Source organism: Bradyrhizobium zhengyangense (assembly GCF_022012555.1).
GTDB classification, from domain to species: domain Bacteria; phylum Pseudomonadota; class Alphaproteobacteria; order Rhizobiales; family Xanthobacteraceae; genus Bradyrhizobium; species Bradyrhizobium zhengyangense.
In genome coordinates this window covers 114,203-127,515 of record NZ_JAKLTZ010000002.1, presented here as the reverse complement: position 1 = coordinate 127,515, position 13,313 = coordinate 114,203, and the positions used below count along the sequence as shown (strand labels likewise).

Genomic DNA, 13,313 nt, shown 5'->3' with positions numbered 1-13,313 from the left:
TCAGGGTTGATTGAGATGGAGCCGGACGCAACGCGAACTCTCAGCTCCTGCGCGAGCCAGCGCGCGGCTCGCATCGTGGCAATGTATTTCAAATTTCCTTAACAAAATCAATATTCAAATCGCTGGTCGACGCCTGGCGCCGACCAGCCGTAATGGTGATTGCCGTCGCCTAAGCCGCAGCCAGCTGCGGCTGCACCGGCCGCCGGCCGATCATCAGCGACAGCACGGCCGCGACGATGCCGGTTGCGCCGGCGATCATGAAGGCCTGCAGATAATCGCCCTGCGACGAGCGCATGAAGCCGGCGAAGAACGCGGCGCAGGCCGCGCCGAGTTGATGGCCGGCGACCACCCAGCCGAAGATCAGCGGCGCGTTCTTGTCGCCGAAGGCTTCGTTGGCGATGCGCACGGTCGGCGGCACGGTCGCGATCCAGTCGAGGCCGTAGAACACGGCGAACACGGAGAGGCTGACGAAGGAGAAATCCGAGTAGGGCAGGTAGATCAGCGACAGCCCGCGCAGGCCGTAATAGAAGAACAAGAGCTTGCGCGGATCGAAGCGATCGGTGAGCCAGCCCGACAGCGTGGTGCCGAACAGGTCGAAGAAGCCCATCAGCGCCAGAAGGCTTGCGGCCTGCACCTCGAAGATGCCGTGATCGCCGCAGAACGCGATCAGATGGGTGCCGACAAGGCCGTTGGTGGTGAAGCCGCAGATGAAGAAGGTCGCGAACAGGAACCAGAAGGTCTGCGTCTTCGCGGCGCGGATGAGGTTGCCGATTGCCGCGACGAACGGATTGCCTTGCACCGGCGCGGCGGGTTGATCCTCATGCGTGCTGCCATAGGAGCGCAGGCCGATCGCAGAGGGGCGCTCCGGCACCAGAAAATACACCAGCGGGATCAGGGCCGCGCAGCATGCGGCCACCGTCAGCACGACGGGCTTCCAGCCGCCATATTCGACCAGCGATGCCAGGCCCGGCATGAAGATCAGCGTGCCGGTCGCGGTGCTCGCCGTCAAAAGTCCCATGACGAGGCCGCGATTGGTGGTGAACCAGCGATTGACGATGGTCGCGCCGAGCACGTTGGCGACCGCGCCCGAGCCGATGCCGGAGAGCAGTCCCCAGCTCATGAACAGTTGCCATGGCGCGGTCATGAAATAGCTGATGGCCGTCGAGACCGACATCAGCATGAGCGCGCCGAGCACGGTTCGGCGGATGCCGAAGCGCTGCATCACGGCCGCGGCGAAGGGACCGGCGAGGCCGTAGAGGAAGATGCCGACGGCGGCCGACGACGAGATCACGCTGACGTCCCAGCCGAAGGCTTTCTGCAGCGGCAGCATCAGCACGCCCGGCGTCGCGCGCAGGCCGGCCGAGGCCAGCAGCGCCAGGAAGATCACGGCAATGACGACGAAGGCGTAGTTTGGGCCGAACGGCCGCCGGGAGATGGCGGAGGATTGAAGGGAGGCAGGTTGAACGGGGGATGAGGGCATGTTACTTACCGGTACGTATTGGGCTGCGGTATTAGTACGTACCGGTCAGTAACATTGTCAAGCCTGTCTTGGAGGCTTCGGAGCCAGATGACGAAAAAAGCCGAAAAGCCCACCGAGGCGCCGCTCCGCGCCGCCGACCGCATCCGCGCCTCCGCCAGCGAGCTGTTCTACCGCGAGGGCATCCGCGCCGTCGGCGTCGACGAGGTCGTGGACCGCGCCGGCGTCACCAAGCCGAGCCTCTATCGCAGCTTCGCCTCCAAGGACGATCTCGCCGCCGCCTATTTGCGCGACTACGATCTGAACTTCTGGGAGAATTTCGAGCGGCCCGGCGGCAAGGCCTACGGCAATGCGCGCGATCATGTGCTCGCTTATATCGGTCAGCTTGCCTCCCGCGCGGTCGCCAGGGGCTATCGCGGCTGCGGCCTCAGCAACGCCGCGGTGGAGTATCCCTCGCGGGACAATCCGGCCCGGCAAGTCGCCGAAGCGCACAAGAAGGTGTTCCGCAAGCGCCTGCGCGAGCTCGCCGCCCAAATGGGCGCGCGCCAGCCGAACGTGCTGGGTGATGCGCTTCTCCTCCTGATCGAAGGCATCTACGTCACCGGCCAGCAATCCGAAGACGGCCCCGCGCAGTCGGCGCTCGCGGCCGCGAAGCTGCTGATCGATGCGAGCGTGAAGGCGGGGTGAGCGGGCTTCGCGATCTCATGTGAGAAGATCGTGGCGCGAAGCGCGCCTGCGGCAATGTCGAAGGATGGCGCAATTGCCCTGGTGATTGGCGCGAAGGCCTCACGCGCGTCAACTCGGCTTGATGGACTGGATCAGGTGCCGCAGGAACCTCCAGTTTTTCCCGACGTTAGATCGGCGGCTCGCACCAGCGGCCGGCTTCGCGAGATGAAGAACTTTGCCAACGCAGAATTTTCCCCGGAGGTGATCGATCTCATGACCATCGCCCTGGAAGCTGCGGTCGCGACCCTGCCGGAGCCCGTGCATTCCTCGCACGTCAATGCGCTCGCCGAATCCATCCTGCGCACCGCAGGCGCGGGCGAACGCGACATCCTGAACCTGCAAAGGATTGCCTTGATGGAACTGCAACTGGCAACGCGCAACTGAAGAGGTCGACATGAACACTTCTGCTGCCATCGTCGTTGCGCTGGCGATCACATCGTCCGCCGCCCGGGCCGACGACTGGACCACCTATCGCATTCCCCAGTCCGGAACGTCGGTCGAGATTCCCACCTCGATCTTTACCGAGCAGGCCGGCAAGCCCGACGGATTTGGCCAGCAATTTCGCACATCCGACGGTGCCGCCGACCTCACCGTGCAGGCCGTTCCCCGCCAGCCCGGAATTTCGCCCGCCGCATTCCTCGCCACGAAGCAGCCACCGTCGGGGATCGTCTACAAGCGGATCGCACCGGACTTCTTCGTCGTCTCCAGCATCAAGCGCGACAAGATCTGGTACGACCGCTGCAACTTCAAGAGCCGTTACGTGCATTGCGTGCTGATCAATTATCCCGCGGCCGAGAAGCGGCAATGGGACGGCGTCGTCACGCGCATCAGTCACAGCCTGGATGGCGGCTGACCGAGCTGAGCAAAAAGGGCTGCCCGATCAAATCGACGCGGAAGATCATCCATTCGATCTTCGAGCCCTACGCGGCGGCTCCTCATCGCCACCCCAGCGCCGGCGCCACATGCTTCAGGATCGCCTCGAGCGCATGCGCGCAATAGTCGACGCCGAGCTGATTCGGAATCGTCAGCAGCAGCGTGTCGGCCGCGGCGATTGCCTCGTCCTGTCTGAGTTGCTCGATCAGCGCGTCAGGCTCGGCGGCGTAGGAGCGGCCGAAGATCGCCCGCGTCTGTGGGTCGATGAAGCCGATCTGGTCCTCGCCGCCGCGCTCGCGGCCGAAATAGGCGCGGTCGCGATCGTCCATCAGCGCGAAGATGCTGCGGCTGACGGAGACACGGGGCTCTCTGGTGTGGCCGGCCTCTTTCCATGCCGCGCGATAGGCGCGGATCTGCGCGGCCTGCTGCACGTGAAAGGCTTCGCCTGTTTCGTCGTTCTTCAGAGTCGAGCTCTGCAGATTCATGCCGAGCTTTGCGGCCCACACCGCGGTGGCGTTCGAGCCGGCGCCCCACCAGATCCGTTCGCGCAGGCCGGCCGAATGCGGCTCCAGGCGCAACAGCCCCGGCGGGTTCGGAAACATCGGCTGCGGATTGGGCTCGGCGAACCCTTGGCCGCGCAGCAGGTCGAGAAAGACTTCCGCGTGGCGGCGGCCCATGTCGGCATCGCTCTGGCCCTCGGCCGGGCGATAACCGAAGTAGCGCCAGCCGTCGATCACCTGCTCGGGCGAGCCGCGGCTGATGCCGAGCTGCAGCCGCCCGCCGGCGATCAGATCGGCGCTTCCTGCGTCCTCCACCATGTAGAGCGGGTTCTCGTAGCGCATGTCGATCACGGCCGTGCCGATCTCGATCGTGCTGGTCCTGGCGCCGACGGCCGCGAGCAGCGGGAAGGGCGAGGCAAGCTGCCGCGCGAAATGGTGCACGCGATAATAGGCGCCATCGGCGCCGAGCTGTTCGGCAGCAACGGCAAGCTCGATCGATTGCAGCAGCGTGTCTGCCGCCGAGCGCGTCTGCGATTGCGGCGAGGGTGTCCAATGTCCGAAGGACAGGAATCCGATCTTTTTCATGAGCGTCATTTAATGCCGGAAGAAGCGGCGTCAACCGCTAGCGGGTTGGGTATGCGGTGACGGTAGCACAAAGTGCCCGGCGCGCTCGACCAGGAGATCCAGGAAGCTGCGTGCACGCAGCGACATCCACTGCGTCTCGGGATAGACCGCGTGCAATGGCAGCGCGGCGATGCTGTAGTCCGGCAGCACATGCTCGAGCTCGCCGCTGCGAAGACCCTCCGCGGCATTCCATTCGGGCAAAATGGCGATGCCAAGATGGTGCATCGTCGCCTCCTGCATCGCATCGGCGTCGTCGACGTGAATGGGGCCGTTGATCGATGCGACGTGACGGCCGTGCTCGGATTCGAACGCCCATTGCTGCGCCGGTGACATCCTGGAATAGACGATGCACTGGTGCGAGCTGAGATCGTCGGGCGTTCGCGGCAGCGGCCGGCCATGCAGATAGGTCGGCGTCGCGACCAGATAGCGCTGCACGGTGCCGAGCCGGCGCGCGATCAATGTACTGGCCTCCAGATTTCCGATCCGCAACGCCAGCTCGATGCCCTCTTCCACCAGGTTCACGAGCCGCTCGCTGAAGCGGATATCGACCCGCACCTCCGGATAATTCCGCACATATTCGGCGATGACAGGCATCATGTAGCGCCGCCCGAACGACGACGGCACGCCGATCCGCAAGCTCCCGGTGGGGCGGGGCGCTGCGTGCTCGACACTCGATCGCGCCATGTCGAAGCTGTCGAGAATCTGACGTGCGAGATCGTAGATGCGGTGCGCCTCGGCGGTCGGCTTCAGCGTACGTGTCGTGCGCGAAAACAGCTGCGTGCCGAACTCGCTCTCCAGCATCGCGATGCGCTTGCTGATCGCGGGCTGACCGATGCCGAGCTCCTTGGCCGCGGCCGAGAAGCTGCCCCCCTCGAGGGTGCGAACGAAGGCGCGCAGGCAATCGATCCGGTCCATAATTCATTCCAGTCTGGAATAAATTATATCCCATCTATTCCGTAGCGGGCAATACGGCGGATCGCTAGGCTTCCTCAAAACAAGCAATCACAGGGGAGGGATCAACATGGGACGCCATATCGGAATCGTCGGCGCCGGCATCGCCGGCCTGCATCTCGCGCTGTATCTGCAAAAGCACGGCGTGGATGCGACGATAATCACGGACCGCCCGCCGGAGGAGTATCGCGACCTCAGGCTGCTCAACACCGTCGCCCATCACCACGTCACGATCGCACGCGAGGACTATCTCGGCGTCAATCACTGGACCGACCCGAAGGACCATTATTACTACCACGACCACGTCTTCAACTTCCCGCAGCCGCTCAGCTTCCGCGGCGACTTCTCGAAAGCGAGCCGCGCCGTCGATTACAGGCTCTATCTTCCTGCCCTGATGCAGGACTTCATGAAGCGCGGCGGCAAGATCGAGTACAACAGGATCGAGGAGCGCGACATCGCTCCGCTGGTCGCGCGCTTCGACCTGCTCGTCGTCTCCACAGGCAAGGGGCCGCTCGGCCAGCTCTTCACCTATCGTCCCGAGCACTCGCCCTATCAGCAGCCGCAGCGGCGCCTCTGCGTCGGGCTCTACACCGGCGTGCGGCAGCCCGATCCCATGAACGTCACGCTCTCGGTGTCGCCGGGCCATGGCGAGATGATCGTGATCCCGACCGTCACCTTCGGCGGCATCGCCAACGCGCTGTTGATGGAGAACGTGCCCGGCGGCGACATGGAGGAGCTGGCGACGCTCAGCTACGAGGACAATCCAAAGCACTTCCTGCAGGTGCTCCTGGGCAAGCTGGAGAAGCATCATCCCACCACCTACGATCGCATCGACACCCTCAGGTTCGATCTGGCGCAGCCGCAGGATCTCTTGCAAGGCGGCGTGGTCCCGACCGTGCGCAACACGATGGTCGAGTTCGACGACGGCAAATGCGCGATCGCGCTCGGCGACGTCCACGCCATCGTCGACCCCATGATGGGGCAGGGCGCCAATGTCGCCTCCTACGCGGCCTTCGTGCTCGGCGAGGAGATCGTCAACGCCGACGCGCTCGATGCGCGCCTCTGCGAGAAGATCGATTTGAAGCGGCAGGACCGCGTGCTGGCGGCCTCGCGCTGGACCAATGTGATGCTGCAACCGCCGACGGAAGCGCTCGGCATGCTGATCGGCGCGATGAGCCAGAACCCGGCGCTCGCCAACGAGTTCACCGAGAATTTCAACTATCCGGACCGGCAGTGGGACCGCATCTCGACGCCGCAGCGCATCCGGGCCTGGATCGAACGCATGTCGGCGCCGTCAGAGCCCGTCAGGGCGATCGCGTGAGCGAAGAGTAAGATGCAGCGCGCCAATCCCGCATCGTTCCGCGAAGCCGCATCACGCTTCGCGACCGGCGTCGCGGTGCTGACCGCGCTCGACGAGCACGGCAGCGTTTGCGGCATGACCGCGAACAGTTTTGTCACCGTCAGCCTGTCGCCGCCGACCGTGCTGGTCTCCGTCATGCCGGGCCGCATGCACCGCGCGATCTCCGCCACCGGCCGCTATTGCGTCAACGTCCTGCCCGACCACGGCCGCGACCTGTCGCGGCATTTCGCCAGCCAGCCGAACACCGGCGCTGCTCCGGATTACGACATCGTCGATGGCCTGCCGCGCCTGCAGGGATGCATCGCCTGGTTCGCCTGCGAGGTCACCCGCCTCGTCGACGTCAGCGACCACACCCTGATCATCGCCGAAGTCTCGGCCTGCGACCATCGCGACACCACGCCACTGGTGTTCTTTTCCAGCCGGTATCATCGCGGGGCGGGGGTGCCGGTGGAGAGATGAGGCCGCGGGCAATCGCAAATGAGCGATCTACGCACGATCAATCTCCTACCTCAGGTATTCTGGTTTCCTTCCATGGATTTTTTGCGCGCTTGAGCTTCTTTGCGAGACCTGCACCCCTCTTAAGCCTTTTAAGAAGGTGCTCCACCAAATCCTCCCGCTCTGATTTCCTCTCGAGCGAGTAATGCTTGATGGTGATTTCCAGGCGATCGCGTTTGGGATGGTATTCATGTTGAATGGATGGCCTTTTCGACATTGTTGACCCTCTTGGTTCGTCTAAGCTGTCGTGCAATCCAATTCCACCGCAGAGAAGCAGGCCAATCGGGGAATACGCCATAAAGTGGCATTCGGCCTAACCATTTCATTGCAGCCGAAGTCCGCGACGGGAAATGAGCGCCCGGTATGCTTGAGTGTACGATCGACCTCCCGATCGGCACTGTGATTTAGCTTACATTTGGTCGAGCGAAGTCCTGCTACACAAGACCTGCTGGAAAACAGTGCCGGTCATCGAGCTTGGGCTGCGCTTGGCAGTCATCAGCGGCCACGCAAGCTGAAAAGGCAAGAAACGAAATCGCGGAACGTCAGTGTAGAAATTCTGTTGCTTGACCGCAGACGGCAATAGGGAGCATTTCTATCATGACCGCTAAGGTGATTTTGGTAATGCGACACGGCGAAAAGTCGGACGATCCGCTTGATCCCGACCTCACTCCCGCCGGCAAAGCTCGCGCGCAACGGCTGGCTCAATACATTCCAGCGACGTTCGGAAAGCCGAAGTGGCTATTTGCGACCGCTGCTTCGAAGCACAGTCGGCGTCCAATTCAGACGCTGGAGCCTCTTGCCAGGCAATGTCACCTGACAATCGATGAAACCTACGCCGATCAGGATTACGGCGCGCTGGCTCACCACCTTCGCAAGAGCGATGCTTTTGATGGCGCGCTCGTCGTCGTCTGTTGGCATCACGGAAATGTTCCGCCAATGATGCATGCGCTGAAGGCATCGGCGGGCGATTATCCGGATCCTTGGAAAGGCGATGTTTTCGATCTCATTCTTCAAGTCAAGTTTGCGAAGGATCGCGAAACACCCGAGGTTACGAAAGTGCGGGAGCCGTTCTGACGTCGTGTCTGAAGGTCGCTGGTCGATCGACCGTCGCGGTGAAAAATTCCGAGAGGAAACAATTTCGAGAGGAAACAATGGATCGGTTGCCGAAGGAGCGAACATCCGTTCTGGTGACAGGAACGTTTTTTCTGGCGGCTTTGGCTGCGGCATTTGTGCCGGCTCCCTTGCGCGCCGCGCCGCCCGGTTACGAGATCCAGAGTTTTCCAGTGCCGGAAGCGCTCCAGTCGCAGGGCCAATCGCTTTCAGCTGACAGCAAGGATTGGATGAAGAAGTGGAAGGGAATGAACCTTGAGGATAGCTCCAGCTATACATTCAAGGAGTTGTCCGGTTCGACCTCGATCAATATGAAGATCGAGAAGATCGATACGTCGGATCCGAAGGGCTATAAGTCGCGCGGATCCTTCGTCCCACGGAACAGCTCAGCCAATCCCGACGTCGAGATAGCGGCTTTCAATCTCAGTACCATCCTTGGATACGACCGGATATATCGCCCCGCCGCGCGCTACGAGCTTGGTCCGATCGCGAGCCAAGCGTTCAGATCTCTTATCGGAAAGTACAGCATTCACGGGTCTGCACGGTTGGCCAACAAGGCCCGGATATTGAAGGCCATACAATCCGGGCCGCCCTTGAAGGGATGTGTCAAGGCCAAGAAGGATGAGACGGGCGTCGCGTTCGACGCGATCGCCAATACCCACGCCGCGTCGAATGGCGCGCCGAACGCCGGTCATCCAATCATTCGGTTCCTGCAGGCCGCGAATGAGAAACCGATGGCAGGCAAGAGCCTGACTTTGAAAACCGGCTATGACGGCGACGAACTCGAGCTCGCGCGGGAATATTCGGTCATCATGACGATCGACGCCATCACCCAGCAGTGGGACCGGTACAGCGGCGGCAACGTGGCGATCCGGAAAGACGATCAAGGCCGCGCTCATTTCTACATGACTGATAACGGCGGTGCAGATCTCAGCGACAGTTGGAACGCGCATAATCTGACCTGGTTCAGCCGCTTCGATCGCGGCGTCATCCAGAAACTGGCTGATCTGAAACGATTCCTTGACACCCCCGCGACCGGCTATCTCGGATATTCCGATCCTGAAGTATTCGTCACCGACCTCGGTCTCTATTCCCAGAACAGCGCGGCTATCAATGTTCAGCGGCTCAGAAGGAACTTAGGGCTTGTGCTGGACTATGTCCGAGCTACCGAAACCAAGTTCGGCGATAAAGCCTACTTTGACTGAGTCTGCGAGACGCAATGAAATGGCGCGGCTATCGTACTCGCCCGCAGCAAAGTGCTCCGCCATCGGTTGAATGCTGTTTCACTCACTTCGGGCCGAGCAGTCCTGGGGCATTCCCAGCCGATCCAGGAATGGCTTCGCTCATGCGTCTCTTGACGACAAGCAGATCAGGATACAGCTGCCGCGGCATCGGAGTGATCGCTCTCACGGCTCGCAACTCGTGACTTTGACTGTTTGGTTCGAGAAGTGGGCCTGCAGATTCAAGTCGAGCTTCAGGCCGCCTTTTAGACATGCTTGATGCAGCTTGGTCGCAAGGTCCTTCAGATTCTTTCGGATGTTGGCGTAATCGTCGGCAGTAAAAACCAGTTCTCGGACGAAGAAATCCTTCATTTCAGGGGAATCGGCAACAGCGTCAAGTTGCTGAAGAAGGAGGTAGGTCCTTGGATCGATGTGCGCAATACGACCGGCCAGGCCGACTTGATTTGCAACATTCTCCTTTGCGACCCCGCAGTCATTGTCTTTCAGGAGCATCTTCTTGAGTTGAACGGCTCCCAGTTTCGCAGCCTCTTCGGGCGTCAAGTTCTTGCTCGACTTCAGCTTCGGGCTGCCATCCGCGTCCAGATCGGCAGCGTCGATGTAGTAATAGGTCATAAGATAGTGGATGTTGCCGAAGCGATCCTGCTGGTTCATCAGCGTGTCGATCACGATCAAGTCCGCGGCATCCTTGAGCTGTACCATCTTCTGAACGTTTTCGGTTGTGAAACTTCGTCCCACCAACGTACTGATGTCCGCGTTATGGGCCAGCATTTGCACGATCGGGTTCTTGTCGCGGAAGTTCGACGCGCGGGCTACGTTGTTGGCTCCGCCGTTGAAGAACTCCTTATAGAAGCTTTCGTGCTTTGGATTTTCGCTAAGGGCGCCATACGATTGGGTGAAGTCGGTGGTTAACAGAGAATCCCGCCTCTTGCCATTCGCGCCTGCCGTCAATTGCGCCATCAGGCTTGCCCAAGTCTGATGAATAAGACTGTTCGAGGCGGTCTCCGCCAGAGCCGCGCGACCGAGGGCAATATGATTTTGCAGGTCAAACGTGCGCAGAACTGCCGGAGGTACGTCAGCGATGCCACCGAGCATGCGCGACAGATGGTAGTAGCCGAGGATGGATGGCGTGTAGCTGCAGCTGGAGCTCAGCTTGTATTTGGCTATCTTGTGGGCGCCGGCAGTGTTGCAACGAGCGGCCTCGACCTGTTGGGGAGTGCCTCCTTGGGGGAGTGAATAGAGGTCAAGACCCGGATTGGTGCTGTTGAGTTTCGGACAAACAGCGGAATTCTGATGCTCGTCGATATTGCAAAGCCGACTCTCGATCTCGATGTCCTTGTCGAAATATCTCCCTGCGGCGAGGTGCTTGGGGACGACGCAAATCTCGGCATTTCTGCCGGGCACCGGAATCTGCATGGTCTGTTCGCCGCGCGCAGGGTCGACCGACAAGCCGGCATGGGCGTATGCCGAACCCAGGAGCTGCAGCGGCAGCAGTAGAAGCTGAGTGAAACGCACTGGTCTCATCGCGTGTCCTCCCAGTCTCGTTTGGCACGTGGAGGAAAACCCGCTGGCGCGAGTTCTCCGATTGGTTTGCATTCGCTACTTCCATCCGCCGCGCCGACCGCGGCGACTGGCTGCGGTTCAGCGCAGAGCGCTTGCCTCAATGGTATTGCGGACAGACGCGAGCCGCGTCCTGCTCGGAAATTTGCAGCTCTGGATCGGTGAACCGTACGAAATTCGCGACTTGGTCGTGCTCTTTTGGATAACGGATCTTGGGCGGGATCACGCTATCCCAATAGTCGGCCGCTTTGTGGGAATCCCATCCCGCTGGAGCGCAAAATTGAGCGAGGGCCGCGGCCGAGATAAAACCGGAAGCGTGCAGGCCATACCAGCAATGGACGTACATCGCCCCCTTGCCTTGAGTGATGATGTCATGGAGCTTGACGAACACCGTTCTCAAGGCCGCGCGGTTGTCCCACTGGTGATAGTCATATTGGAGCGAATTAGCAGCGCAGCTGACATTCTCGGTTCCGTTCCATCCGGTTCGATACGCGTACACCGCCTGCGAGAAGCCGGCTTTGCAAAGTGCCTGAAGAGATTGATTTTGCAGCGGTCGGCGTGGACCGTCGACACCAGCGCGAGAACCTTCGGTGCCGCCGCGATACAGGACCCCGGGCATGACGACTCGAAAATGCGTGAGTCCTGTTCCGTTGCCGACTGGAAAGAGCTTCTCTTTCTTCATATCGGCGTCGTCGGTTCCCGCAGGCTGCGCAAGAGCGCTCGCTGCAACTGACAGTCCCAAAAGCAGAACCGAACAAAATCCAGGGATTTTGGACATGGCGTCTCCTCACCGAAGATAGTCAGTCTTGATGTCGCGTCGGACCTTGCTTGCCTCCTGAAAGCGAGAAGAGCGAGGTGGCTCCAGCGCTCCCGGCCGGTTGAGCAGATCCCGTCAGAGCATGATCCGCAAAGGTGTGAAGCGGTTTTCCGAACAGATCATGCTCAAACAAGGAGCTAAAGCGCGATGACGATTCAAACCAATCTCATCGTGCTTTAGTCTGCAACGTTAGAGCAGGCTGCGACCGAAGGTTGTGAACCACTTCACATGGCCGAAAAATGCGATTGGGCTAAAGTTGCAATCTGACACCAAGTCCGCTTGGTGCAGACGTTCATGGGTTTCGCGAGGACCGGACATGCCAGCAACGCCCAATTTGCCGACGCCCGATTTCACCTTCGATGCCGACCAGCCCGGCGCATGTATCGCCGGCGTACGGCCGTATCGCAACGGATCCTACCGTCTCGACGCCGAGACGATCTCGAGTAAATTCTTCGTCCACAACTACGGGCATGGCGGTGCCGGTATTACGTTGAGCTGGGGCTGCGCCTCCAAGGTGCGGGATATCGTCAGGAGCCATCTGGTTGGCTCGCCCAATAGGAAAGTGGCCGTCCTGGGTGCAGGGGTGATGGGCTTGACCGCCGCCACGCTGCTTGCCGATCTCGGTCTGACGGTCACGATCTATTCGGACCGCGCGCCGCTGCAGACTACGTCATCCAAGGCCGGCGGCCAGTGGGCCGTGTCGGTGGTGGAATTCGCGGGCAAGCAACAGGAACTCACGGACATCATCAGGTTCGCATACACGACCTTCAAGGCGAGCATCGGCCAGGGCTTTGGCGTCAGCGAGCGGCCGAACTATTCGGCCACGCCGTCGCATAATCTGGATGTCGTGATCCAGCTGGCGCCCGGTCTCATCAAGCCGAGGGAATCGCTTCCAAGGGAGCCGTTCGAGGGCCATACCAAGCCTGGCTTCGTCTACCAGACCTTGCTGATCGAACCGCCGATCTTTCTTGCGAAGCTCGAAGCAGATCTGCGGGCGCGCGGCACGACGTTCGTGAACAAGAAATTCGTCAACAGGTCGGATATCATCGCGTCGGTGCCGGAAACGATCGTCGTCAATTGCACCGGGCTCGGCTCGATGACGTTGATGAGCGATCCGAAGATGGTCCCGATCAAGGGCCAGTTGGCGATGTTGCCCCCGCAGCCCGCGTTGCAATATTTGTATGGTCAGGATGGATACATGTTCCCGCGTGCCGATCACGTCGTCATCGGCGGGACGTTCGAGGTCGGTGTGAACAATGAGACGGCAGATAAATCCGTGTGCCAGGGCCTCGTTAGTCACATTGCCTCTCAGTTTGGCAAGGCGTCGGCGAAGCCTCTTCCGGACATCCATATCCACAACCCCGACCACGCGCCGATCGTCAATCCGCAAATCCCGGAGGTCTGAGGTGCTGTCCAAAATTTGTCGCGCTCTGACCGGATCGGGTTGAGTTCACTCGCCGTCATGTCGAAGGTCTCTCAGATGGTGTCGTGCGGCATGCGGCTCATCACCCATTTGCCGATTGGATCTGGCGAGCAGATGCGTGTCGAGCTGTGACGGGAGCGGGCACTTGCCACAGGCCGC

At 60.9% G+C, this 13,313-nt stretch carries 13 protein-coding genes; 8 read left to right on the top strand and 5 right to left on the bottom strand.

The window, feature by feature from the left end; translation table 11 throughout:
• Positions 1 to 169: 169 nt before the first annotated feature.
• Positions 170 to 1,480, bottom strand: a complete 1,311-nt coding sequence (locus L6639_RS05855; RefSeq protein ID WP_237859720.1) for an MFS transporter — start codon at positions 1,478 to 1,480, stop codon at positions 170 to 172.
• Between the two features lie 87 nt (positions 1,481 to 1,567).
• Here L6639_RS05855 and L6639_RS05850 point away from each other — a divergent pair, with 87 nt between their 5' ends.
• The 3 genes from L6639_RS05850 to L6639_RS05840 all read left to right on the top strand — a co-directional run bounded on the left by L6639_RS05850 (position 1,568) and on the right by L6639_RS05840 (position 3,056).
• Positions 1,568 to 2,164 (top strand): TetR/AcrR family transcriptional regulator, encoded by a 597-nt coding sequence (locus tag L6639_RS05850; RefSeq protein ID WP_237859718.1) that lies wholly within the window; start codon positions 1,568 to 1,570, stop codon positions 2,162 to 2,164.
• A 204-nt stretch (positions 2,165 to 2,368) separates the two neighbouring features.
• Positions 2,369 to 2,587 carry a hypothetical protein gene (locus tag L6639_RS05845; protein ID WP_237861285.1) on the top strand — a complete coding sequence of 73 codons (219 nt, stop codon included), beginning with the start codon at positions 2,369 to 2,371 and terminating at the stop codon, positions 2,585 to 2,587.
• A gap of 10 nt (positions 2,588 to 2,597) precedes the next feature.
• The gene (locus L6639_RS05840) at positions 2,598 to 3,056 is read left to right on the top strand and encodes a hypothetical protein (protein WP_237859716.1); all 459 of its coding nucleotides are present in this window, start codon (positions 2,598 to 2,600) and stop codon (positions 3,054 to 3,056) included.
• Between the two features lie 82 nt (positions 3,057 to 3,138).
• Here the strand turns inward: L6639_RS05840 and L6639_RS05835 are convergent, their stop codons facing one another.
• Together L6639_RS05835 and L6639_RS05830 are read right to left on the bottom strand one after the other, a co-directional pair.
• Positions 3,139 to 4,161, bottom strand: coding sequence for an LLM class flavin-dependent oxidoreductase (locus L6639_RS05835; protein ID WP_237859714.1), 1,023 nt, complete (start codon positions 4,159 to 4,161; stop codon positions 3,139 to 3,141).
• Positions 4,162 to 4,191: 30 nt separating this feature from the next.
• The gene (locus L6639_RS05830) at positions 4,192 to 5,115 is read right to left on the bottom strand and encodes a LysR family transcriptional regulator (RefSeq protein ID WP_237859711.1); all 924 of its coding nucleotides are present in this window, start codon (positions 5,113 to 5,115) and stop codon (positions 4,192 to 4,194) included.
• Between the two features lie 106 nt (positions 5,116 to 5,221).
• Between L6639_RS05830 and styA the strand changes: the two genes are divergently transcribed.
• From styA to L6639_RS05810, 4 genes are all read left to right on the top strand, one after another.
• Positions 5,222 to 6,472 carry a styrene monooxygenase subunit StyA gene (gene styA / locus L6639_RS05825; protein ID WP_237859710.1) on the top strand — a complete coding sequence of 417 codons (1,251 nt, stop codon included), beginning with the start codon at positions 5,222 to 5,224 and terminating at the stop codon, positions 6,470 to 6,472.
• 12 nt (positions 6,473 to 6,484) lie between these two features.
• The gene (gene styB, locus L6639_RS05820; protein ID WP_237859708.1) at positions 6,485 to 6,970 is read left to right on the top strand and encodes a styrene monooxygenase NADH-dependent flavin reductase subunit StyB; all 486 of its coding nucleotides are present in this window, start codon (positions 6,485 to 6,487) and stop codon (positions 6,968 to 6,970) included.
• A gap of 633 nt (positions 6,971 to 7,603) precedes the next feature.
• Entirely contained in the window at positions 7,604 to 8,080 is a 477-nt protein-coding gene (locus L6639_RS05815) for a histidine phosphatase family protein (protein WP_237859706.1), read from the top strand.
• 77 nt (positions 8,081 to 8,157) lie between these two features.
• The gene (locus L6639_RS05810) at positions 8,158 to 9,321 is read left to right on the top strand and encodes a hypothetical protein (RefSeq protein WP_237859704.1); all 1,164 of its coding nucleotides are present in this window, start codon (positions 8,158 to 8,160) and stop codon (positions 9,319 to 9,321) included.
• Positions 9,322 to 9,522: 201 nt separating this feature from the next.
• Here the strand turns inward: L6639_RS05810 and L6639_RS05805 are convergent, their stop codons facing one another.
• Together L6639_RS05805 and L6639_RS05800 are read right to left on the bottom strand one after the other, a co-directional pair.
• A complete protein-coding gene (locus L6639_RS05805) occupies positions 9,523 to 10,878 on the bottom strand; it encodes a hypothetical protein (RefSeq protein ID WP_237859701.1) in 1,356 nt (451 codons plus the stop codon).
• A gap of 136 nt (positions 10,879 to 11,014) precedes the next feature.
• The gene (locus tag L6639_RS05800; protein WP_237859699.1) at positions 11,015 to 11,692 is read right to left on the bottom strand and encodes a hypothetical protein; all 678 of its coding nucleotides are present in this window, start codon (positions 11,690 to 11,692) and stop codon (positions 11,015 to 11,017) included.
• A gap of 355 nt (positions 11,693 to 12,047) precedes the next feature.
• Between L6639_RS05800 and L6639_RS05795 the strand changes: the two genes are divergently transcribed.
• Complete coding sequence (locus L6639_RS05795; RefSeq protein ID WP_237859697.1) at positions 12,048 to 13,136, top strand: FAD-dependent oxidoreductase; 1,089 nt, start codon at positions 12,048 to 12,050, stop codon at positions 13,134 to 13,136.
• Positions 13,137 to 13,313: the final 177 nt, after the last annotated feature.